The organism is Pseudomonas benzenivorans (assembly GCF_033547155.1).
In the GTDB taxonomy this organism is placed as follows: Bacteria; Pseudomonadota; Gammaproteobacteria; order Pseudomonadales; family Pseudomonadaceae; genus Aquipseudomonas; species Aquipseudomonas benzenivorans_B.
Genome location: NZ_CP137892.1, coordinates 2208244 through 2229822 on the forward strand (window position 1 = coordinate 2208244; position 21579 = coordinate 2229822).

Annotated in this window: 16 protein-coding genes; 8 read left to right on the plus strand and 8 right to left on the minus strand. The window is 67.5% G+C overall.

The annotated features are described in order from the left end of the window. Nucleotides 1-47 precede the first annotated feature (47 nt). The 7 genes from SBP02_RS10070 to SBP02_RS10100 form a co-directional block, all read right to left on the minus strand. The gene (locus SBP02_RS10070) at nucleotides 48-2000 is read right to left on the minus strand and encodes an acetyl/propionyl/methylcrotonyl-CoA carboxylase subunit alpha (protein ID WP_318646251.1); all 1953 of its coding nucleotides are present in this window, start codon (nucleotides 1998-2000) and stop codon (nucleotides 48-50) included. Beyond that, nucleotides 1997-2797, minus strand: a complete 801-nt coding sequence (locus SBP02_RS10075; RefSeq protein WP_318646252.1) for a gamma-carboxygeranoyl-CoA hydratase — start codon at nucleotides 2795-2797, stop codon at nucleotides 1997-1999. Before SBP02_RS10075 ends, SBP02_RS10070 begins: the two co-directional genes overlap by 4 nt. A 15-nt stretch (nucleotides 2798-2812) precedes the next feature. Next, nucleotides 2813-4420 carry a carboxyl transferase domain-containing protein gene (locus SBP02_RS10080; RefSeq protein WP_318646253.1) on the minus strand — a complete coding sequence of 536 codons (1608 nt, stop codon included), beginning with the start codon at nucleotides 4418-4420 and terminating at the stop codon, nucleotides 2813-2815. 84 nt (nucleotides 4421-4504) lie between these two features. Continuing rightward, nucleotides 4505-5668, minus strand: a complete 1164-nt coding sequence (locus SBP02_RS10085; protein WP_318646254.1) for an isovaleryl-CoA dehydrogenase — start codon at nucleotides 5666-5668, stop codon at nucleotides 4505-4507. Between the two features lie 29 nt (nucleotides 5669-5697). After that, nucleotides 5698-6096, minus strand: a complete 399-nt coding sequence (locus tag SBP02_RS10090) for a MerR family transcriptional regulator (protein WP_318646255.1) — start codon at nucleotides 6094-6096, stop codon at nucleotides 5698-5700. Nucleotides 6097-6331: 235 nt separating this feature from the next. Next, the gene (locus tag SBP02_RS10095; RefSeq protein ID WP_318646256.1) at nucleotides 6332-7963 is read right to left on the minus strand and encodes a S8 family peptidase; all 1632 of its coding nucleotides are present in this window, start codon (nucleotides 7961-7963) and stop codon (nucleotides 6332-6334) included. 561 nt (nucleotides 7964-8524) lie between these two features. Beyond that, nucleotides 8525-10168 carry a S8 family peptidase gene (locus SBP02_RS10100; protein ID WP_318646257.1) on the minus strand — a complete coding sequence of 548 codons (1644 nt, stop codon included), beginning with the start codon at nucleotides 10166-10168 and terminating at the stop codon, nucleotides 8525-8527. A gap of 637 nt (nucleotides 10169-10805) precedes the next feature. Here SBP02_RS10100 and SBP02_RS10105 point away from each other — a divergent pair. The 8 genes from SBP02_RS10105 to galU all read left to right on the plus strand — a co-directional run bounded on the left by SBP02_RS10105 (nucleotide 10806) and on the right by galU (nucleotide 21101). Next, complete coding sequence (locus SBP02_RS10105; protein ID WP_318646258.1) at nucleotides 10806-12485, plus strand: AMP-binding protein; 1680 nt, start codon at nucleotides 10806-10808, stop codon at nucleotides 12483-12485. 22 nt (nucleotides 12486-12507) lie between these two features. Beyond that, nucleotides 12508-13542: an AraC family transcriptional regulator gene (locus tag SBP02_RS10110; RefSeq protein ID WP_318646259.1), complete on the plus strand. Its 1035-nt coding sequence runs from the start codon at nucleotides 12508-12510 to the stop codon at nucleotides 13540-13542. Nucleotides 13543-13652: 110 nt separating this feature from the next. Beyond that, on the plus strand, nucleotides 13653-15305 hold the full coding sequence (locus SBP02_RS10115; RefSeq protein WP_318646260.1) for an acyl-CoA synthetase: 1653 nt from the start codon (nucleotides 13653-13655) through the stop codon (nucleotides 15303-15305). A gap of 17 nt (nucleotides 15306-15322) precedes the next feature. Further along, complete coding sequence (locus tag SBP02_RS10120) at nucleotides 15323-16090, plus strand: 3-hydroxyacyl-CoA dehydrogenase (protein ID WP_318646261.1); 768 nt, start codon at nucleotides 15323-15325, stop codon at nucleotides 16088-16090. A gap of 91 nt (nucleotides 16091-16181) precedes the next feature. After that, nucleotides 16182-17375 (plus strand): acetyl-CoA C-acyltransferase, encoded by a 1194-nt coding sequence (locus SBP02_RS10125; protein ID WP_318646262.1) that lies wholly within the window; start codon nucleotides 16182-16184, stop codon nucleotides 17373-17375. Nucleotides 17376-17389: 14 nt separating this feature from the next. Continuing rightward, nucleotides 17390-18517: an acyl-CoA dehydrogenase family protein gene (locus SBP02_RS10130; protein WP_318646263.1), complete on the plus strand. Its 1128-nt coding sequence runs from the start codon at nucleotides 17390-17392 to the stop codon at nucleotides 18515-18517. Between the two features lie 343 nt (nucleotides 18518-18860). After that, nucleotides 18861-20222 (plus strand): UDP-glucose dehydrogenase family protein, encoded by a 1362-nt coding sequence (locus SBP02_RS10135; RefSeq protein ID WP_318646264.1) that lies wholly within the window; start codon nucleotides 18861-18863, stop codon nucleotides 20220-20222. A gap of 39 nt (nucleotides 20223-20261) precedes the next feature. Next, a complete protein-coding gene (galU, locus tag SBP02_RS10140) occupies nucleotides 20262-21101 on the plus strand; it encodes a UTP--glucose-1-phosphate uridylyltransferase GalU (RefSeq protein WP_318646265.1) in 840 nt (279 codons plus the stop codon). Between the two features lie 45 nt (nucleotides 21102-21146). Here the strand turns inward: galU and SBP02_RS10145 are convergent, their stop codons facing one another. After that, nucleotides 21147-21569 carry a VOC family protein gene (locus SBP02_RS10145; RefSeq protein ID WP_318646266.1) on the minus strand — a complete coding sequence of 141 codons (423 nt, stop codon included), beginning with the start codon at nucleotides 21567-21569 and terminating at the stop codon, nucleotides 21147-21149. Between the last annotated feature and the right edge of the window lie 10 nt (nucleotides 21570-21579).

The window sequence follows — 21579 nt, forward strand, 5'->3', positions numbered from 1 at the left end:
CGGTGGACAAGCTTCGCGTTGTCCACCCTACGGGCTACGGGCGGCAATCAGCCCTCGTCCAGCTCCACCAGCACGCTGCCCTCGGCGACCATCTCGCCTTCGCCGCAGTACAGCGCCTTGACCGTGCCGGCATGGGGCGCGCGGATGCTGTGCTCCATTTTCATCGCCTCCAACACCACCAGGGCGGTGCCGGCCTCGACCGCCTGGCCGGCCTCGACCAGTACGCGGACGATGCTGCCGTTCATCGGCGCGGTCAGGCCGCCATGGTGGGCGTGACTGGCCTCGGCCTCGGCGATCGGGTCGACCCGGCTGATGCAGTGCAGCTCGCCCTGGAACTCCAGGTACAGGCTGTCGCCGCGGCGTACCGCCAGGTGCTGGCGGCGCAGGCCGTCCTGCTCGACCTGCAACCACTCGCCCTCAAGGCGGACGCTACTGGCGGCCGCGTGGCGCAGGCGCACCACCTGGCTTTCGCCGTTGCAGGCCAGGTGCAGGTCGATTTCGCGCGGCAGGCCGGCACGCCAGCCCGCGGTGGCGCTCCAGGGCGAGTGGTAGTCCTCGTGCTTGCGTCGCAGTGGCTCGCTCTGTACCAAGGCTTCGCCGGCCAGCTGCCAGAACTCGGCCGGCAGTGTGTCGGCGGCCGGCAGCAGCTGGGCTTCGTGACGCGGAATGAAGCCGGTATCCAGCTCGGCCTCGGCGAAGGCCGGATGGGCCAGCACGCGGCGCAGGAAGGTCAGGTTGGTCCTGACCCCGCCGACGGCCGTCTCGTCGAGCATGGCCAGCAGGCGCAGGCGCGCCTCCTCGCGGTTGTCGCCCCAGGCGATCAGCTTGCCGAGCATGGGATCGTAGAAGGGCGACACCTCGTCGTTCTCGGCCACGCCGCTGTCGACTCGGCGGCCCGGGCCCGACTGGGCCTCGCGATATAGGGACAGGGTGCCGGTGGAGGGCAGGAAGTCGTTATCCGGGTCCTCGGCGTACAGGCGTACCTCGATGGCGTGGCCGGTCAGCGGCACCTGTTCCTGGGTCAGAGGCAGCGCCTCGCCCCGGGCCACGCGAATCTGCCAGGCGACCAGATCCAGGCCGGTGATGGCCTCGGTGACCGGGTGTTCGACCTGCAGGCGGGTGTTCATCTCCATAAAGAAGAAATCGCCGCGCTCGTCCAGCAGGAACTCCACGGTACCGGCGCCGACATAGCCGATGGCCTGGGCGGCCTTGACCGCCGCCTCGCCCATGGCGCGGCGCAGCTCCGGGGTCAGGCCCGGTGCCGGCGCCTCCTCGACCACCTTCTGGTGGCGGCGCTGGATCGAGCAGTCGCGCTCGTTGAGGTACAGGCAGTGGCCGTGCTGGTCGGCGAACACCTGGATCTCCACGTGGCGCGGCTTGAGCACGTATTTCTCCACCAGCATGCGCGCGTCGCCGAACGACGACTGCGCCTCGCGCTGGGCGCTGGCCAGGGCCTCGGCCAAATCGGCCTCGCGTTCGACCACCTTCATGCCCTTGCCGCCACCGCCGGCGGCGGCCTTGAGCAGCACCGGGTAGCCGATCACCTCGGCGGCGGCGCGGAAGGTCTCCAGGTCCTGGGCTTCGCCGTGGTAGCCGGGCACCAGGGGCACGCCAGCGGCCTCCATCAGGGCCTTGGCCGCCGACTTGCTGCCCATGGCATCGATGGCGCTGGCTGGCGGGCCGAGGAACACCAGCCCGGCGGCTTCGATGGCGCGGGCGAAGCCGGCGTTTTCGGAGAGGAAGCCGTAGCCCGGGTGAATGGCCTGGGCGCCGCTGGCCTTGGCCGCCGCTATTAGAGCGTCTATGCGCAGGTAGCTGTCGGCCGGCTTGGCGCCGCCCAGATCGATGGCGATGTCCGCCTCGCGCACGTGGCGGGCGCTGGCGTCGATGGCGCTGTGCACCGCCACGGTTTTCAGGCCCATGGCCTTGGCGGTGCGCATCACCCGGCAGGCGATCTCGCCGCGGTTGGCCACCAGCAATGTGTCGATATGGGTGCTCATGCGTGCGGCTCCTGCCAGGCGGGTTGGCGTTTAGTGAGGAAGGCATTGAGGCCCTCCTGGCCCTCGGCGCTGACGCGGATGCGGGCGATGGCGTTCTCGGTGTAGCGGCGCAGGGCCGGGGTCAGCACGCCGCTGCCGACTTCGCGCAGCAGGTCCTTGGTGGCCTGCATGGCCTGGGGGCTGTTCTGCAGTAGGTTGGCGATCCACTGCTCGACCGCGCCGTCCAGCTCGTCGGCCGGGTAGCTCTCGGCCAGCAGGCCCAGCTCGCGGGCCCGTTTTCCGTCGAAGCGTTCGGCGGTCAGGGCATAGCGGCGGGCGGCCCGCTCGCCCATGGCCTGTACCACGAAGGGGCTGATCACCGCCGGAGCCAGGCCGATGCGCACCTCGGACAGGCTGAACAGCGCGTCCGTCGTGCCGATGGCCATGTCGCAGCAACTCACCAGACCGACGGCGCCGCCGAAGGCCGCGCCCTGAACCACTGCCAGGGTGGGAATCGGCAGGCGGTGCAGGTTGTACATCAATTCGGCCAGCTCGCGGGCATCGTTCAGGTTGGCGTTGTAATCCAGCGCCGCCGAGACCTGCATCCAGGCCAGGTCCGCGCCGGCGGAAAAATGCTTGCCGCGTCCGCGCAGCAGCAGGAAGCGCAGGCCCTTGTCATCCTTGATCGCGTCCAGGGCGAGGATCAGCTCGCGGATCATCTGCGCGTTGAAGGCGTTGTTCTTCTCCGGACGGTTCAGCCAGAGGGTGGCGAAGCCGCGCGGGTCTTTCTCGAGTTGTAGGGTGTTGAAGTCGGTCATGGTCGAATCCCTGGCTTACATGCGGAACACGCCGAAGGTGCTCGGCTCGATGGGCGCATTGAGGCTGGCGGACAGCGCCAGGCCGAGCACTTCGCGGGTCTGCGCCGGGTCGATGACGCCGTCGTCCCACAGCCGCGCGCTGGAGTAGTAGGGGTGGCCCTGGCGCTCGTACTGCTCGAGGATCGGCTGCTTGAGCTTGGCTTCCTCATCGGCGGAGAAGGCGTGGCCGGCGCGCGCCGCCTGCTCGTGCTTGACCTGGACCAGCACGCCGGCGGCCTGTTCGGCGCCCATCACGCCGATCCGCGCGTTCGGCCACATCCACAGGAAGCGTGGGTCGTAGGCGCGGCCGCACATGCCGTAGTTGCCGGCGCCGAAGCTGCCGCCGATGATCACGGTGAACTTCGGCACCTTGGCGCAGGCCACCGCGTTGACCAGCTTGGCGCCATGCTTGGCAATCCCTCCCGCTTCATATTTTTGTCCGACCATGAAACCGGTGATGTTCTGCAGGAACAGCAGGGGGATGCCGCGCTGGCAGGCCAGCTCGATGAAGTGCGCGCCTTTCTGCGCCGATTCGGCGAAAAGGATGCCGTTGTTGGCGAGGATCGCCACCGGGTAACCCTGGATATGGGCGAAGCCGCAGACCAGGGTGGCGCCGAACAGCGCCTTGAATTCGTCGAACACCGAGCCGTCGACCAGGCGCGCGATCACCTCGCGCACGTCGAAGGGCTGCTTGGCGTCCGCCGGAATGATTCCGTAGAGCTCCTCGGCGTCGTACAGCGGGGCGATCGGCTCGCGGTTGTTGAGCACGCCCTGCTTGCGCCAGTTGAGGTTGGCGATGCTGCGCCGGGCCAGGGCCAGGGCGTGCTCGTCGTTGTCGGCGTAGTGGTCGGCGACCCCCGAGGTCTTGCAATGCACGTCGGCGCCGCCCAGCTCCTCGGCACTGACCACCTCGCCGGTGGCGGCCTTCACCAGTGGCGGGCCGGCGAGGAAGATGGTGGCCTGGTTGCGCACCATGATCGCCTCGTCCGCCATGGCCGGCACATAGGCGCCGCCGGCGGTGCAGGAACCCATGACCACGGCGATCTGCGGAATGCCCATGGCGGACATGTTGGCCTGGTTGAAGAAAATCCGCCCGAAGTGCTCGCGGTCGGGGAACACCTCGTCCTGGCGCGGCAGGTTGGCGCCGCCGGAGTCCACCAGGTAGATGCAGGGCAGGCGGTTCTGCTGGGCGATGGCCTGGGCGCGCAGGTGCTTCTTCACGGTCAGCGGGTAGTAGCTGCCGCCCTTCACCGTGGCGTCGTTGGCCACGATCATGCACTCGATGCCCTCGACCCGGCCGATGCCGGCGATCACGCCGGCCGCCGGCACCTCTTCGCCGTACACCTCGTGGGCGGCCAGCTGGCCGATCTCGAGGAAGGGCGAGCCGAGGTCGAGCAGGCGGTTGATGCGCTCGCGCGGCAGCAACTTGCCGCGCGAAGTGTGGCGGTGCTGGGCCTTCTCGCCGCCGCCTTCGTGGATGCGCGCCAGCAGGCTGCGCAGGGCGCCCACCTGCTCGAGCATGGCTGCGCTGTTGGCGGCGAACTCCGGCGAACGGGTATTGATCTGGCTATGCAGGATGGTCATGTGCGCTTCCTGTAGGGTGCGCCGTGCGCACCGTTGCCCTGGTTGCGGTGCGCGCGGCCTCGGCGGCCCCGCACACCCTACGGGTCACTTGGTCTCGTTGAACAGCTCGCGGCCGATCAGCATGCGGCGAATCTCGCTGGTGCCGGCGCCGATCTCGTAGAGCTTGGCGTCGCGCAGCAGGCGGCCGGTGGGGAACTCGTTGATGTAGCCGTTGCCGCCGAGGATCTGGATCGCCTCCAGGGCCATCTGGGTGGCGCGCTCGGCGCTGTAGAGGATCACCCCGGCGGCATCCTTGCGGGTGGTCTCGCCGCGGTCGCAGGCCTGGGCCACGGCATAGAGGTAGGCGCGGCTGGCGTTGAGCTGGGTGTACATGTCGGCGACCTTGCCCTGGATCAGCTGGAACTCGCCGATGCTCTGGCCGAACTGCTTGCGGTCGTGGATATAGGGCACCACCACGTCCAGGCAGGCCTGCATGATGCCGATCGGACCGCCGGCCAGGACCACGCGCTCGTAGTCCAGGCCGCTCATCAGCACCTTCACGCCGCCGTTCTCCACGCCGAGGATGTTCTCCTCCGGCACCTCGACGTCATCGAAGAACAGCTCGCAGGTGTTGGAGCCGCGCATGCCCAGCTTGTCGAACTTGTTGCCGCGGGAAAAACCCTTCCAGTCGCGCTCGACGATAAAGGCGGTGATGCCGTGGGCGCCCCTGTCCAGGTCGGTCTTGGCGTAGATCACGTAGGTGTTGGCGTCCGGGCCGTTGGTGATCCAGGTCTTGGAGCCGTTGAGCACGAAGCGGTCGCCGCGGCGCTCGGCGCGCAGCTTCATCGATACCACGTCGGAGCCGGCGTTGGGCTCGCTCATGGCCAGGGCGCCGACGTGCTCGCCGCTGATCAGCTTGGGCAGGTACCTGGCCTTCTGCGCGGCCGTGCCGTTGCGGTTGATCTGGTTGACGCACAGGTTGGAGTGGGCGCCGTAGGACAGGCCGACCGAGGCCGAGGCGCGGCTGATCTCCTCGATGGCGACCACGTGAGCCAGGTACCCCAGCCCCGCGCCGCCGTACTCCTCGGACACGGTGACACCGAGCAGGCCCATCTCGCCGAACTTCTTCCACATGTCGGCGGGGAACAGGTTGTCGCTGTCGATGGCGGCGGCGCGCGGCGCCAGCTCGGCGGCGACGAAGGCCTGGACCTGCTCGCGCAGCATGTCGATGGTCTCGCCCAGGGCGAAGTTGAGGGACGGATAGCTCATGGTTCCACCTGTGATTGTTAGCTTTGAGTTCAGGAGTTAACGCTTTGTTTTTTATCTGTTTCAGCCAGCGCGATCAGGCAGCGCTCCTCGGCTGTATCCAATTCCAGCTGCATTTGTTGAATGTCCAGCAGCTGCTGCTGCAACTGGTCACGGCGCTCGGCGATCTTGTCCATGAAGGTCTCCAGCTGCTTGCGGTTGCCGTGGCTCGGGTCGTACAGCTCGATCAACTCCTTGCACTCGGCCAGGGAGAAACCGATGCGCTTGCCGCGCAGGATCAGCTTGAGGGTCACCTTGTCCTTGGCGCTGTAGATGCGCTCCTGGCCGCGCCGCTCCGGGCTGAGCATGCCTTGCTCCTCGTAGAAGCGAATGGCGCGGGTGGTGATGTCCAGCTCGCGGGCCAGGTCGGAGATGCTGTAGGTCGCAGCCATGGCGGGGTCTCGTTGATTTACCTTTACGTTAACGTAAAGCTGAAATTGGATTTAGTCAACGGGCGTGTTCGGCCGTTAGTCGCACGGGGCAGCAGGATGGGATGCGGGGGGCGACGGGGGAGTAGGGCGGCACGGGCCGAGGGGACACGAATAAGAAGGCAGCTCCAGGGCGTAGGTCCTAGAGCTGCCCACACCCCGCCAGATCAGCTGGCGGGAAAGCGGAGGGGGTTGTGGCTTAGTAACGCGCCACCAATGTCGCCCCGCTATAGCTGGACGCACCGCTTACCACTACATAGTAGGTACCGGCCTGGGGGGCACTGAAGGCGCAGCTTTCGTTGTTGTTGCTGCGCCGCGGACGGCAGTCGTAACTGGAACTGGTCGGCGCGGCACCGTAGCGCACGTAGAGGTCGGCATTGCCCGTGCCGCCGGAGAGGCTGATGGTCAGGCGGCTGGCGCCGGCCGGCAGGGTGATGCTGTAGGACTTCATCGATCGTCTGCCGCCGGACAGGCCGGTGACGGGGACACCGTTGAACAGGTTGTCCTGGTTGACTGCGGGCGGTCCGGCCTGCACATCCACCGCCGCGCGGGCGTCGACTATACCGCTGCCACAGCCTTCCGCGCAGGCCACGGGTAGCGGCCGAGCGGTGCTCTTGAGGTTGCTTTCCACTTGCGCCGGCAGCTGCGGCTTGGCCGCCTGCATCAGTGCTACGACCCCGGCGACGTGGGGCGCGGCCATGGAGGTGCCGTTGTAGTAGGCATAGGAGGGCGCGCCCGGCACGGTAGTGCCGGTGTTGAGGAGAGACAGGATGCTTGCGCCCGGCGCGGCCACATCGACCACCGGGCCGTAGTTGGAGAAGCTCGCGCGGGCGCCGCTGCGGGTGGTGGCCGCCACCGCGATGACGTTGTTGCAGTTGGCCGGGGTGAAATTGGCCGCGTTGGCGTTGCTGTTACCGGCTGCCACCACCACGGTGGTGCCGCGGCTGACCGCGCTGTCGATGGCGTTCTGCGTGGTGAGGCTGCAGGCGCCGCTGCCGCCCAGGCTCATGTTGATCACCTGGGCCGGGGTGCTGGTCATCGGCACGCCGCTGACGCTGCCGCCGGACGCCCAGATGATGCCGTCGGCGATGTCCGAGGTGTAGCCGCCGCAGGTGCCGAGCACGCGCACCGGCATGATCTTGGCGTTATAGGCCACACCGGCAACGCCTTCTATGTTGTTGGTGAGGGCCGCGACTGTGCCGGCGACATGGGTGCCGTGCCAGCTGGAGTTCTTCGGCGTGCCGCACTGGCCGCTGGTCCAGTCGCCCGGATCGCTGGGGTCGGCGTCGCGGCCGTCGCCGTCGTTGGCCACCGTGGTGTCGGCGATCATGTCGTAGCCGGCGATGATGTTGCCGTTGAGGTCCGGGTGATGGGTGATGCCGGTGTCCAGCACGGCAACCACCGCACCGCTGCCGGTGGAGCGATCCCAGGCCGTAGGCAGGTTGATGCCACCGGTGGGCTCGTAGTAGTGCCACTGCTCGTTGTAGCGCGAATCGTTCGGGGTGTAGACCGGCTGGAGCAGGGCGTCGACCTCGACGTACTCGACGCTGGGGTTGTTCGCCAGTTCCTGCAGCAAGGCGGTGGCCTCCAGACGGTCGAGCTTGCGTACGGATCTGATGACGTCGGCGCCGACTGCGGTACGTCGCAAGTGGCCGATGGCCAAGCCGCGACGCAGTCCAGCCCGGTTCAGGGCCTGGGCGCGCAGGCTGCTGCTGGCCTGCTCGCCACTGCCGCTGCGGTACTTGACGATGAAACGGTCGTAGCTCTTGCCTTCCTTGAGCATGCTGGCGTTGATGCGGGCGGCGTCGCTGCCGGGCGCGGAAAAGGTCATGGGCGCTGCGATGACCAGGGCACAGGCGGCAGCCAATGCATGGACGCGAAGCGTTCGACGGGTACGAGTCTGAGTAGAAAACACTGGTGCAACCCCTATAGGCATGGTTAAGGGCCGCAGGCTGCGACCCCGATTAAGGGAACTACTGCAGAGTGCTTCCAGCGCTTGCAGGGGGTGCCGGTTCACGGTCAGGCGATGCCGGGCGATTGCGAAGTCAAGAGGTCCTGTTCCTAGTTAACGGACTGCGCGTCCCTGTGCGGGGGCGACGACCTGGGGCCGTCGCGATCCTGCTGCACCTATCTCCGAGCCTGTTGGGGCGAGACTCGAGGGGCGTCATAGTGGGCTCAGCTGGGTGAGCCGACGCGGCGCACTATGGAGTCGCTTCTGCTTATCGGCATAGCGCTGGAACCCTGGACTGCGACTGCCTTCACATTGCGACGAGCGGACACTGACCAGCGGCGGTGGCGGCTGGAAAGAGGTGCTGGACGGAGCGGACAGGCCGCGCTGTGGCGGTAAAAAAGCCCCCGAACAGACGGCGGGGGCAAGGGGAGGCGCCTGAGCCTAGTAGCGTGCTACCAGGCTGGCGCTGGAGTAGCTGGAATAACCACGCACCATCACGTGGTAGGTGCCCGCTTGCGGGGCGTTGAAGGTGCAGGTTTCGTTATTGCCGTTCAGGTAGGGACGGCAGTCATAGCTGCCGGTGCTCGGAGCCGAGCCGAAACGCACATACAGGTCGGCATCGCCGCTACCGCCGGACAGGGTGAAACTCAGACTGGAAACGCCCGCCGGAACCGTGATGCTGTACGTCTTGCTGGAGCCCTTGCTACCGGACAGGCCGTTGATCGGCTGGCCATTGAACAGGGTATCGTTGTTGACCGGCGGGCTACCGAGCTGAGCGTCGAGTGCCGCGCTGGCATCGACTATGCCGGTGCCACAGCCCCCCGAGCAGCTGCCGGGCAAGGGGCGGGTACTGCTTTTCAGGTTGCTCTCCACCTGCGCCGGGGTCTTGGGGGCGGCTGCCTGCATCAGGGCCACCACCCCGGCGACGTGGGGCGCGGCCATGGAGGTGCCGTTGTAGGCGGCGTAGCTGGCGCTCCCCGGAGTGGTGGTGCCGCTGTTGAGCGTGGACAGGATGCCAGAGCCCGGAGCGGCCACATCGACCACCGAACCGTAGTTGGAGAAGCTCGAACGCGAGCCGCTACGGGTGGTGGCCGCCACCGTGATGACGTTGTTGCAGTTGGCCGGGTTGAAGTTGGCCGCGTTGGCGTTGCTGTTGCCCGCGGCCACCACCACGCTGGTGCCACGGCTCACCGCACCGTTGATGGCGTTCTGCGTGGTGAGGCTGCAGCTGCCGCCGCCGCCCAGGCTCATGTTGATGACCTGGGCCGGGGTGCGGTTATTCGGCACGCCGCTGACGCTGCCGCCGGAGGCCCAGACGATGCCGTCGGCGATGTCGGAGGTGTAGCCGCCACAGGTGCCGAGCACACGCACCGGCATGATCTTCGCGCCATAGGCCACGCCTGCCACGCCGAGGCCGTTGTTGGTGACGGCCGCTATGGTGCCGGCGACATGGGTGCCGTGCCAGCTGGAGTCGCTGGGTTCGTCGCACTGGCCGGTGGTCCAGTCGCCCGGGTCGGAGGGGTCGGCATCGCGGCCGTCGCCGTCGTTGGCCACCGTGGTGTCGGAGATCATGTCGTAGCCGGCGATGACGTTACCGTTGAGATCCGGGTGGTCGGTGATCCCGGTATCCAGCACGGCGACCACCACGCCGCTGCCGGTGGAACGATCCCAGGCGGTGGGGGCGTTGATCCCGGCGGTGGCCTCGTAGTAGTGCCACTGCTCGTTGTAACGCGCGTCGTTCGGGGTGAATACCGGCTTGAGCAGGGCGTCCACCTCGACGTATTCGACGTTGGGGTTGGCGGCGATCTGTTGCATCAGGGCCTCGGCGCCGGCGCGGTCGAGCTTGCGGGCGGATTTGATGACATCGGCGCCGACCGAGGTGCGCCGCAGATGGCCGACGCCCAGGCCCTGCAGCATGCCGGCCTGGTTCAGGGCCTGGGCGCGCATGCTGCTGCTGGCCAGTTCGCTGCTGCCGCTGCGGTACTTGACGATGAAGCGGTCGTAGGTCTTGCCTTCCTTGAGCATGCTGGTGTTGATGCGCGCGGCACCGACGTCCGGTGCGGCGAAGGCTGTAGGTGCAACCATCGCCAATGCGCAGGCGGTAGCCAGCGCATGGATGCGCAGTGCACGGGTAGTGCGAGTGCGGATAGGATTCACGTTTGCATATCCCCTGTAGTAGGTGGGTAACGCGGCCGCGGATTACGGCCGTGTTGGTTCCTGACCAAATAAGGATGTTCTGCAGCGTGCTTGTGGCGCCTGCAGAGTCCGGCGCGGCTTCTGCCTCGACCGAACTCTCGCGAATGCAAGGGCTGATGCCCTGTCTGCGGACTGCACATCCCTGTGTACGCCCGAGGTGTGTTGTCGCCTCGTGGTCCTTTCACTTCCTGGTGTTGCGGGTATTGCCATACTCAATTGCCTGGTACCACCAGACCCGCGTCGATCGCCCAGTCCAACCGGGTTGGAAAGGCGCGCGAGGCAGGCTTGATGCACTATGGTCCCAATTGAGCTGGTCAGCATAGCCCCGATTCTCCAGAGTGCTAGCGCGGTCACGCTCCGGTTGCGTGAGCGTCAGAGGAGTGGTCGCTCTTCGTGCGGCATTCGACGAAAAGGTTATGGACAGCCTGCAACGGCTTGCTTACGTTAACGTCAACGTAAATAGACGGCGACGGTAGAGTCGCCTGTGGCAAGTCATAACCCATGACAAGTACAAGAAGGGAAGCCCATGAACCATCTCAGCTACACCCGTGGACCCCAGGACAAGCCCCTGCTGGCCATGACCATAGGCCAGGCCTTCGACGCCACGGCGGCGCGTTTCGCCGAACGCGAGGCCCTGGTGGTGCGCCACCAGGGCCTGCGTTACAGCTGGGCCGAGCTGGCTGAGCAGGTCGAATGCTGCGCCCGCGCCCTGCTGGCACTGGGCGTGCAGCAGGGCGAACGGGTGGGCATCTGGGCGCCCAACTGCGCCGAGTGGTGCATCACCCAGTTCGCCACGGCCAAGGTCGGCGCGGTGCTGGTCAATATCAACCCGGCCTACCGCGGCAGCGAGCTGGACTATGCCCTGAAGCAGTCCGGCTGCGCCTGGCTGATCTGCGCCGACGCCTTCAAGACCTCCGACTACCACGCCATGCTGGTGGCGCTGCTGCCGGAACTGGCCAGCAGCCAGCCGGGGACCCTGCGCAGCGCCAGGCTGCCGCGGCTGCGCGGGGTGATCAGCCTGGCACGCCAGGCGCCGGCGGGTTTCCTCTGCTGGCATGAGCTGGCGGGCCTGGCCGCGGAGGTCGCGCCACAGCGGCTGACCGAACGCCAGGCGCTGCTGCAGTTCGACGAGCCGATCAACATCCAATACACCTCCGGCACCACCGGATCGCCCAAGGGCGCGACCCTGAGCCACTACAACATCCTCAACAACGGCTACATGGTCGGCGAGAGCCTGGGCCTGAACGAACGGGACCGCCTGGTGATCCCGGTGCCGCTGTATCACTGCTTCGGCATGGTGATGGGCAACCTCGGCTGCCTGACCCATGGCAGCACCATGATCTACCCGGCGCCGAGCTTCGAACCCGAGGCCACCCTACTGGCGGTGGCCGAGGAACGTGCCACCGTGCTGTACGGGGTGCCGACCATGTTCATCGCCGCGCTGGATCATCCGCGCCGCGCGGAGTTCGACCTGTCCAGCCTGCGCAGTGGGATCATGGCCGGCGCCACCTGCCCGATCGAGGTGATGCGCCGGGTGATCGACGAGCTGCACATGGGCGAGGTGCAGATCGCCTACGGCATGACCGAGACCAGCCCGGTGTCGCTGCAGACCGCCGCCGACGACGAGCTGGAGCTGCGGGTGACCAGCGTCGGCCGCACCCAGCCGCAGCTGGAGAGCAAGATAGTCGACGCCGAGGGGCGCATCCTGCCCCGGGGCGAGACCGGCGAGCTGTGCACCCGCGGCTACAGCGTGATGCTCGGCTACTGGGACAACCCCCAGGCCACGGCCGAGGCCATCGACCCGGGGCGCTGGATGCACAGCGGCGACCTGGCGGTGATGGACGAGCAGGGCTACGTGCGCATAGTCGGACGCAGCAAGGACATGATCATCCGCGGCGGCGAGAACATCTATCCGCGGGAGGTCGAGGAGTTCCTCTTCACCCACCCGGCGGTGGCGGACGTGCAGGTGATCGGCGTGGCGGACGAGAAGTACGGCGAGGAGATCGCCGCCTGGGTCCAGCTGCACCCCGGCCATGCCTGCGATGCCGAGGCCCTGCGGGCCTACTGCAAGGCCAATATCGCCCACTTCAAGGTGCCGCGTTATTTCAAGTTCGTCGATGCCTTCCCCATGACGGTGACCGGCAAGGTGCAGAAGTTCCGCATGCGCGAGCAGATGCAGGCGGAGCTGGGGCAGGCGGCGCCCTGATGCCGCAGGGCGCGGAGGCGGCATGACCGACGCCAGGGTCGAGAAGGGCACCATCTCGGTCAGACTGGTGGATGAGGCCCTGCGCGAATGGCAGGCCCGGGGCCTGGACGCCGGTGGCTTGCTGGCCGGGGCCGGCATCGCCGCCGAGCTGCTCGGCAGGGGCAACGCGCGGGTGCCCGCCCAGGCTTATGCACGGCTGTGGCGGGCGCTGGCACAGGCGATGGACGACGAGTTCTTCGGCATGAACCCGCGGCGGATGAAGGTCGGCAGTTTCGCCTTCATGGCCAAGGCGGCGTTGCGCGAGCCGACCCTCGGCACGGCCCTGGACAGCGCCCTGGCCTTCCTGCGGCTGGTCTTCGAGGGATTTGCCCCGCGCCTGGAGCGCCAGGGCGGAATGGCGGCCATCGTCATCGAGGAGGCCCCGGGGCAGGGCAGCCGGGCCTTCGCCTGCTTCACCCTGTGGATGATCGTGCATGGCCTGGCCTGCTGGCTGGCCGGAAGGCGCATCCCGATCCTGGCGGCCGAGCTATGTTGTCCGGCACCGGACTATATCGGCGACTACCGGGTGATGTTCACCACTAACCTGCGCTTCGGCCGGCCCCACAGCCGCCTGCTGTTCAACGCCGAATGCCTGGCGCAACCGGTGCGCCGCAGCGAGCGCGAGCTCAGACGTTTCCTCGCCGGGGCGCCGGCCAATATCCTGGTGCGCTACCGTGATCCGCAGAGTCACGGCGCGCGAATCAAGGCCTATCTGCGCAGCCTCAAGGCCGAGCGCTGGCCGGATTTCGAGGCCTTGTCCGGCCATTTCTACATGGCGCCCTCGACCCTCAGGCGCAAGCTGGCGCTGGAGGGCCAGTCCTACCAGGGGCTCAAGGACCAGGTGCGCCGAGACCTGGCCATCGCCCGCCTGGACGGCGGTGCCGGCAACTTCGCCGAGCTGGCCTTCGAGCTCGGGTTCGCCGATGCCAGTGCCTTCTACAAGGCGTTCAAGAAATGGACCGGCACCACGCCGGGGCAGTATCGCGCGCTGATGCACCCCGAGTTGCCCTCGGCCTGAGCCGGGTTGTCCAAACCGCTCGGCCAGGTTGACGCCTGTCGACATTGCCGCCAGGGGCGCGCGCCCCGACTATTGCCGGCACTCCAAAGAACAACAACCGGGAGCCCCCGATGCGCGATTACCTGACCGCCGCCCGCGAGTTCGATTATCCGACTGCCGTCGCCACGACCCTCGCGGGGTCGCTGGATGCGCTCAATGCCTGCGTCGAATGCTGCGACCGGCATGCCGTGCCGGGGCGCATCGCCCTGTTCTGGGAGGGCCGCGAGGGCGGCAGCGCGCGCTACAGTTTCTGCGAGCTGCAGGAGCAGGCCGCGCGCTTCGCCAACTTCCTCCAGGCCCAGGGCGTGCGCCCCGGCGACTGCGTGGCCGGGTTGTTGCCGCGCACCGTCGAGCTGCTGATCACGGTGCTCGGCACCTGGCGCCTGGGCGCGGTGTATCAGCCGTTGTTCACCGCCTTCGGGCCCAAGGCCATCGAGCACCGGGTGCAGAGCTCCGGCGCCAGGCTGGTGGTGACCGACGCGGCCAACCGCGCCAAGCTCGATGAGGTGCAGGGCGTACCAATGATCGTCACGGTCGCAGGCCCCCGGGATCAGGGCATCCAGCGCGGCGAGTGCGGCTTCTGGGAGGAACTGGAGCGCCATTCGACCGAGTTCGAGCCGGTCATGCGCTCGGCCTCCGATCCCTTCCTGATGATGTTCACCTCCGGCACCACCGGCCTGGCCAAGCCCGTGCCGGTGCCGCTCAAGGCGATCCTGGCATTCGTCGGCTACCTGCGCGACGCCGTGGACCTGCGCGAGGACGATGCCTTCTGGAACTTGGCCGATCCGGGCTGGGCCTATGGCCTGTACTACGCGGTGACCGGCCCCCTGGCCATGGGCCACGCCACGACCTTCTACGAAGGCTCGTTCAGCGTGGAGAGCACCTGCCGGATCATCCGCAAGTACGGCATCAGCAACCTGGCCGGTTCGCCCACGGCCTATCGCCTGCTGCTGGCGGCCAAGGAACAGGTCGAAGCACAACTCAAGGGACGCCTGCGTGCGGTCAGCAGCGCCGGTGAGCCCTTGACCCCGGAGGTGATCCGCTGGTTCGAAGGCGGCCTGGGCACCACCATCCACGACCACTACGGCCAGACCGAGCTGGGCATGGTGCTGTGCAACCATCATGCGCTGGAGCATCCGGTGCGCGTCGGCGCCGCCGGCTTCGCCATACCCGGCCATCGGGTGGTGGTGCTGGACGAGCAGCAGCGCGAACTGCCGGCCGGGCAGCCGGGCATCCTCGCCGTCGACCGGCCGCGCTCGCCGCTGTTCTGGTTCCCCGGTTACCAGGGCCTGCCGACCAAGGCCTTCGTCGGCGACTACTACCTGAGCGGCGACACCGTGGAGCTGAACGAGGACGGTAGCATCAGCTTCGTCGGCCGTAGCGATGACGTGATCACCACCTCCGGCTACCGGGTCGGCCCCTTCGATGTGGAGAGCGCGCTGATCGAGCACCCGGCGGTGATCGAGGCTGCCGTGATCGGCAAGCCGGACCCGGAGCGCACCGAGTTGGTCAAGGCCTTCGTCGTGCTGCACGGCCAGTACCGCGCCGCGGCCGCGCTGGCCGAAGAACTGCAGCAGCATGTGCGCAGACGCCTGTCGGCCCATGCCTACCCGCGCGAGGTGGAATTCGTCGACGAGCTACCGAAGACCCCCAGCGGCAAGATCCAGCGTTTCCTCCTGCGCAACCAGGAGATCGCCAAGGCCCAGGCGGCCGCGGCCCACTGAGTTAAGGAAGCGAACCCATGCGTATTCAAGATCGAGTGTTTCTCGTCACTGGCGCCAGCTCTGGCCTGGGCCTGGCCACGGCCCGGGCCCTGCTCGAGCAGGGCGCCAGGGTGCTGCTGGCCGACATCAATGCCGCAGCCGGCGCGGCCCAGGCCGCAGAGCTGGGCAGCAATGCCCATTTCGTGCAGACAGACATCACTCGCGAGGAGGACGGCCAGCGTGCGGTGGCCGCTGCGCTGCAGGTATTTGGCGGCCTGCACGGGCTGGTCAACTGCGCCGGCATCGCCCCGGCGGAGAAGGTCCTGGGGCGGGGCGGGGTCCACGGTCTGGACAGCTTCAGCCGGGTCATCCAGATCAACCTGGTCGGCAGCTTCAACATGCTGCGCCTGGCCGCCGAGGCCATGGCCCAGGGGGAGGCGAACGAGGAGGGCGAGCGCGGGGTGATCGTCAATACCGCCTCGGTCGCCGCCTACGACGGGCAGATGGGCCAGACCGCCTATGCCGCCTCCAAGGGCGGGGTGGCGGCGCTGACCCTGCCGGCGGCCCGTGACCTGGCGCGCTCCGGCGTCCGCGTGATGTGCATCGCCCCGGGCATCTTCGAGACGCCGATGATGGCCGGCATGCCCCAGGAGGTGCGCGACTCCCTGGCCGCCAACGTGCCGTTCCCGCCACGCCTGGGGCGCCCGGACGAATACGCCGCGCTGGTGCTGCACATCATCGAGAACCCCATGCTCAACGGCGAGGTCATCCGCCTGGATGGCGCGCTGCGCATGGCGGCCAAATAACGCGGTCTACTCCCATAGGGAGCACCGAACTTTATCTAAGAGAGCTAGGCTGGGTAGCGCGCAGCGCAACCCGGCGACGAGGGCAGAACACATGAGCAAGCAACAGGATCCCGTCGTAATCGTCAGTGCCGCGCGCACGCCCATGGGCGGCTTTCTCGGCGACTTCAAGGAGGTCACCGCCGCGCAGCTCGGCGCTGCGGCGATCCGCGCCACCCTGGAGCGTGCCGGACTGGCCGCCGATGCGGTGGAGGAGGTCATCATGGGCTGCGTGCTGCAGGCCGGCCAGGGCCAGGCCCCGGCACGCCAGGCGGCTCTCGGCGCCGGCCTGGACCAGGGCACGCCGTGCTCGACGGTCAACAAGATGTGCGGCTCGGGCATGAAGGCGGCGATGCTCGGCCATGACCTGCTGCTCGCCGGCAGCGCCGAGGTGGTGGTCGCCGGCGGCATGGAGAGCATGTCGGGCGCGCCCTACCTGCTGGAGCGGGCGCGCGGCGGTTACCGCATGGGCCACGGCAAGGTACTCGACCACATGTTCCTCGACGGCCTGGAGGACGCCTACGACAAGGGCCGGCTGATGGGCACCTTCGCCGAGGACTGCGCCCAGGCCTACGGCTTCAGCCGCGAGCAGCAGGACGCCTTCGCCATCGCCTCGCTCAAGCGGGCGCAGCAGGCCATGGCCGAGGGACGCTTCAGCGCCGAGATGGTCGCGGTGCAGGCCCCGGCCGGCCGCGAAGCGCGCCTGATCGACAGCGACGAGCAGCCGCCCAAGGCGCGCCTGGACAAGATCCCCACGCTCAAGCCGGCCTTCCGCGAGGGCGGCACCGTGACCGCGGCCAACGCCAGTTCGATCTCCGACGGCGCCGCCGCGCTGCTGCTGATGCGCCGCTCCGAGGCCGAGAAGCGCGGCCTCACGCCCCTGGCGGCGATCCGCGGCCACGCCAGCTTCGCCCACGCGCCCAACCTGTTCGCCACCGCGCCGGTCGGCGCCCTGCAGCGGCTGATGACGCGCACCGGCTGGTCGCTGGGTGAGGTCGACCTGTTCGAGGTCAACGAGGCCTTCGCCGTGGTGCCGATGGCGGCGATGCGCGACCTCGACATCCCCCACGACAAGCTCAACGTGCACGGCGGTGCCTGCGCCCTCGGCCACCCGATCGGCGCCTCCGGGGCGCGGGTGCTGGTGACCCTGCTCAGCGCCCTGCGGCAATACGACCTCAAGCGCGGCGTCGCCTCGCTGTGCATCGGCGGCGGCGAAGCCACGGCCATGGCCATCGAACTGCTGAACTGAACCGGGAGAACCTCATGATTCCATCCGAAGAAGAGTTGCAGATTCGCGACGTGGCCCGCCAGTTCGCCCAGGAGCGGCTCAAGCCCTTCGCCGCCGAGTGGGACCGCGAGCACCGCTTTCCCGCCGAGGCCCTGCGCGAGATGGGCGAGCTGGGCTTCATGGGCATGCTGGTGCCTGAGCAGTGGGGCGGGGCGCAGACCGGCCACCTGGCCTACGCCATGGCCCTGGAGGAGATCGCCGCCGGCGACGGCGCCTGCTCGACCATCATGAGCGTGCACAACTCGGTGGGCTGCATGCCCATCCTCAAGTACGGCAGCGAGGAACAGAAGCGGCGCTTCCTCCAGCCGCTGGCCGAAGGCAAGCAACTCGGCGCCTTCGCCCTCACCGAGCCCCAGGCCGGCTCGGACGCCAGCGACCTGCGCAGCCGCGCGCGACGCGACGGCGACCACTATGTGCTCACCGGCAGCAAGCAGTTCATCACCTCCGGCAGCCACGCCGGGCTGGTGATCGTGTTCGCCGTGACCGACCCGCAGGCCGGCAAGAAGGGCATCAGTGCCTTTATCGTGCCCACCGACACGCCCGGCTACTCGGTGGTGCGGGTCGAGGACAAGCTCGGCCAGCACGCCTCGGACACCTGCCAGATCCAGTTCGACGAGCTGCGCCTGCCGGCCAGCCTGCGCCTGGGCGAGGAAGGCGAGGGCTACCGCATCGCCCTGGCCAACCTCGAGGGCGGGCGCATCGGCATCGCCGCCCAGGCGGTGGGCATGGCCCGCGCCGCCTTCGAGGCGGCGCGCGACTACGCCCACGAGCGGCAGACCTTCGGCAAGCCGATCATCGAGCACCAGGCGGTGGCCTTCCGCCTGGCCGACATGGCCACCCAGATCGCCGTGGCGCGGCAGATGGTGCATCACGCCGCCAGCCTGCGCGAGGCCGGTCTGGCCTGCCTGACCGAGGCCTCGATGGCCAAGCTGTTCGCCTCGGAAATGGCCGAGCGGGTCTGCTCGGCGGCCCTCCAGACCCTCGGCGGCTACGGCTACCTGCAGGACTTCCCGGTCGAGCGCATCTACCGCGACGTGCGCGTGTGCCAGATCTACGAAGGCACCAGCGACGTGCAGCGCCTGGTGATCGCCCGTAGCCTCTGAGAAGCGGTCTCGGGCCTGCGGCACGCTGGCGATACTGCGTTGAGAACAGCCTCGGAATGCTCATTCACAATCAGCAAACTCAGTTTCCTTGGCTGTTTTGCCTTGCCTCAGTCTAGCGGTGTAAACCCCGTATCTTGTTCAGTGGAGGTGGTGCAAGACTGAAGGACGGGGCGTAACCGAGCCTGGCGCACGGCCTACCGCCATGGCATCAGATGTTGCGCTCGCCGCTCAGCGTCTTCGCCTCTACTTATGCCTCGTCCCGGTCACTGCACTGTCATGACCGCGCCATCGGCCTGCCACATGGATTGGCTGCAATCGAAGCAGGTCTTTCGGAGAGGCGACGATGAGAATCTGCGTGATTGGCGCTGGCTATGTGGGCTTGGTGACAGCGGCCTGTTTTGCCGAGATGGGCAATTGGGTGGTCTGTGTCGAGCGTGATCCCTTTCGTGTCGCACGCCTGAAGCGCGGCGAGGCGACTATCTACGAACCGGCCTTGGAGCCGATGCTCAAGGCGCATCTGGCCAGCGGCCAACTCAGCTTCAGCCAGTCCCTGGCGGCGGGCACCGCCCAGGCCGATGTGGTGTTCATTGCCGTGGGCACGCCTAGCGGGGAGGACGGTTCGGCCGATCTGTCCCACGTCATGGCGGTGGCCGAGGAGTTGGGCGCGGTCTTGCAACAGCCTTGCCTGGTGGTCGACAAGTCGACGGTGCCGGTCGGCACGGCGGAGCGGGTCGCCCAGCGGATCAATGGTTGCCTGGGTAAACGCGGCAAAACGTTTCGGGTCTCGGTGGCCAGCAACCCGGAGTTTCTCAAGGAAGGCTCGGCCGTGGACGACTTCATGCGCCCGGATCGGGTGATCATCGGCTGCGAGGATGCGGCAGGCACCGAACTGCTGCGCCGTCTCTACGCGCCCTTCCTGCGCAACCACGAGCGTTTGTTGTGCATGGGCGTGCGTGCGGCGGAGTTCAGCAAGTACGCGGCCAATGCCTTCCTCGCCACCAAGATTTCCTTCATCAATGAAATGGCCGGACTCTGCGCGCGCCTGGACGTGGATATCGAGCAGGTGCGTCGGGGCATCGGCAGCGACACGCGCATCGGCACCCACTTCATCTACGCGGGTTGCGGTTATGGGGGCTCCTGCTTCCCCAAGGACGTGCGCGCGTTGATCCGCGCGGCGGAGCAGGAGGGCATAGAGCCGGGCATCCTGCGCGCCGTCGAAGCGCGCAACGCATTGCAGAAGACCCTGCTGTTCCAGGCATTACGCGAGCACTTCTCCGGCCATCTGCAGGGGCGCGTGGTCGCCCTCTGGGGACTCGCCTTCAAACCAGGCACCGACGATCTGCGCGAAGCGCCCAGCCTGGTGCTGCTGGAGGCGCTGCTGGCGGCCGGGGCCAATGTTCAGGCCTGCGACCCGGTCGCCACGAGCGGCGTCGCCGCGCGCTATGTCCAGGCGCTGGAGAGCGGCCAGCTGCGCCTGAGCGAGTCGCCTTACGGCGTCGTCGAGGGCGCCGATGCCCTGGTGCTGGTGACGGAATGGAAGCAGTTTCGCCAGCCGGACTTCGCCCGCATCCGCGGTTTGATGCGCATGCCGGCGCTGTTCGACGGGCGCAACATATACGACGCCAAGCAGCTCGCCGAGCTGGGTTTTCTCTACCGTGGCATCGGCAGGCCGGCGCTCGGCCGTTGTCTGGCCGGCGCAGCCTGATAGACTGCGTCGGCATTCTGTTCCCTTCCAAGGAGTCCCATGATTAAGAAATGCTTGTTCCCAGCCGCCGGTTACGGCACGCGCTTTCTACCCGCGACCAAGGCCATGCCCAAGGAGATGCTGCCGGTGGTGAACAAGCCGCTGATCCAGTATGGCGTCGAAGAGGCGCTCGATGCCGGCCTGACCGAGATTGCCATGGTCACCGGCCGCGGCAAGCGCTCGCTGGAGGATCATTTCGATATCAGTTATGAGCTGGAGCACCAGATTCGCGACACCGACAAGGAGAAATACCTGGTCGGCATCCGCCGCCTGATCGACGAGTGCAGCTTCGCCTACACCCGTCAGGTGGAAATGAAAGGCCTCGGCCATGCCATCCTCAGCGGTCGCCCGCTGATCGGCGACGAGCCCTTCGCCGTGGTGCTGGCCGACGACCTGTGCCTGAACCTGGAGGGCGACGGCGTACTGACCCAGATGGTCAAGCTGTACAACCAGTTCCGCTGCTCGATCGTGGCGATCCAGGAAGTGCCCGCCGAAGAGACCCACAAGTATGGGGTGATCGCCGGCGAGATGATCCGCGACGACATCTACCGGGTGCATAACATGGTCGAGAAGCCCAAGCCTGAGGATGCCCCGTCCAACCTGGCGATCATCGGCCGCTACATCCTCACCCCGGATATCTTCGAGATCATCGAGAACACCCCACCGGGCAAGGGCGGCGAGATCCAGATCACCGATGCGTTGATGAGGCAGGCTCAGGACGGCTGCGTGCTGGCTTACAAGTTCAAGGGCCAGCGTTTCGACTGTGGCGGTGCGGAAGGCTATATCGACGCCACCAACTTCTGCTTCCAGAACCTCTACAAACCCGGCAAGGCCTACTGAGGCACAGCCATGGAGCAAGAGCCGCCTGAAGGCGGCTCTTTTCCTTCAGGGAATCGGCATGGCCTCCGAGCCAGGACCCAGGGGCTGACCATAGCTGAACTCCACATAATTGCCCGCCGGGTCGCGCAGGCCGCAGTAATAGCCGACCGGGTAGGGCTCATCCCGCGGCGCCCAGATGAGGCAGCCGGCCGCCTGCGCCCTGGCTGCCACGGCGTCGACCTCCTCGCGACTGGCCAGGGCAAAGCCGAAGTGGCTGTAATCGTCCGCGGCCAGCTGGCGATCCGCACCGCCCGGCATGATCACGAAGATGAAGCTGTGCTCCTTGCCCGGCTCGGCCATCCAGACGATGCGCGAACCCTTGCCGGCTCGCTCGTGGATTACCCGCATACTGCAGAACTCGGCGTAGAAGGCTACGCAGGCATCCAGGTCGGGCACATGCAGCGCCAGGTGGGTGAGGGTAGGGGGCATGAGCGTTCTC

What these genes read in the sequence shown, in the direction of transcription:
- SBP02_RS10105 (WP_318646258.1), top strand. Translation starts at nt 10,806, where the DNA reads ATGAACCATCTCAGCTACACCCGTGGACCCCAGGACAAGCCCCTGCTG.
- SBP02_RS10095 (WP_318646256.1), bottom strand. Translation starts at nt 7,963, where the DNA reads ATGACCTTTTCCGCGCCCGGCAGCGACGCCGCCCGCATCAACGCCAGC.
- SBP02_RS10085 (WP_318646254.1), bottom strand. Translation starts at nt 5,668, where the DNA reads ATGAGCTATCCGTCCCTCAACTTCGCCCTGGGCGAGACCATCGACATG.
- SBP02_RS10080 (WP_318646253.1), bottom strand. Translation starts at nt 4,420, where the DNA reads ATGACCATCCTGCATAGCCAGATCAATACCCGTTCGCCGGAGTTCGCC.
- SBP02_RS10100 (WP_318646257.1), bottom strand. Translation starts at nt 10,168, where the DNA reads ATGGTTGCACCTACAGCCTTCGCCGCACCGGACGTCGGTGCCGCGCGC.
- galU (WP_318646265.1), top strand. Translation starts at nt 20,262, where the DNA reads ATGATTAAGAAATGCTTGTTCCCAGCCGCCGGTTACGGCACGCGCTTT.
- SBP02_RS10145 (WP_318646266.1), bottom strand. Translation starts at nt 21,569, where the DNA reads ATGCCCCCTACCCTCACCCACCTGGCGCTGCATGTGCCCGACCTGGAT.
- SBP02_RS10125 (WP_318646262.1), top strand. Translation starts at nt 16,182, where the DNA reads ATGAGCAAGCAACAGGATCCCGTCGTAATCGTCAGTGCCGCGCGCACG.
- SBP02_RS10115 (WP_318646260.1), top strand. Translation starts at nt 13,653, where the DNA reads ATGCGCGATTACCTGACCGCCGCCCGCGAGTTCGATTATCCGACTGCC.
- SBP02_RS10075 (WP_318646252.1), bottom strand. Translation starts at nt 2,797, where the DNA reads ATGACCGACTTCAACACCCTACAACTCGAGAAAGACCCGCGCGGCTTC.
- SBP02_RS10135 (WP_318646264.1), top strand. Translation starts at nt 18,861, where the DNA reads ATGAGAATCTGCGTGATTGGCGCTGGCTATGTGGGCTTGGTGACAGCG.
- SBP02_RS10110 (WP_318646259.1), top strand. Translation starts at nt 12,508, where the DNA reads ATGACCGACGCCAGGGTCGAGAAGGGCACCATCTCGGTCAGACTGGTG.
- SBP02_RS10070 (WP_318646251.1), bottom strand. Translation starts at nt 2,000, where the DNA reads ATGAGCACCCATATCGACACATTGCTGGTGGCCAACCGCGGCGAGATC.
- SBP02_RS10130 (WP_318646263.1), top strand. Translation starts at nt 17,390, where the DNA reads ATGATTCCATCCGAAGAAGAGTTGCAGATTCGCGACGTGGCCCGCCAG.
- SBP02_RS10090 (WP_318646255.1), bottom strand. Translation starts at nt 6,096, where the DNA reads ATGGCTGCGACCTACAGCATCTCCGACCTGGCCCGCGAGCTGGACATC.
- SBP02_RS10120 (WP_318646261.1), top strand. Translation starts at nt 15,323, where the DNA reads ATGCGTATTCAAGATCGAGTGTTTCTCGTCACTGGCGCCAGCTCTGGC.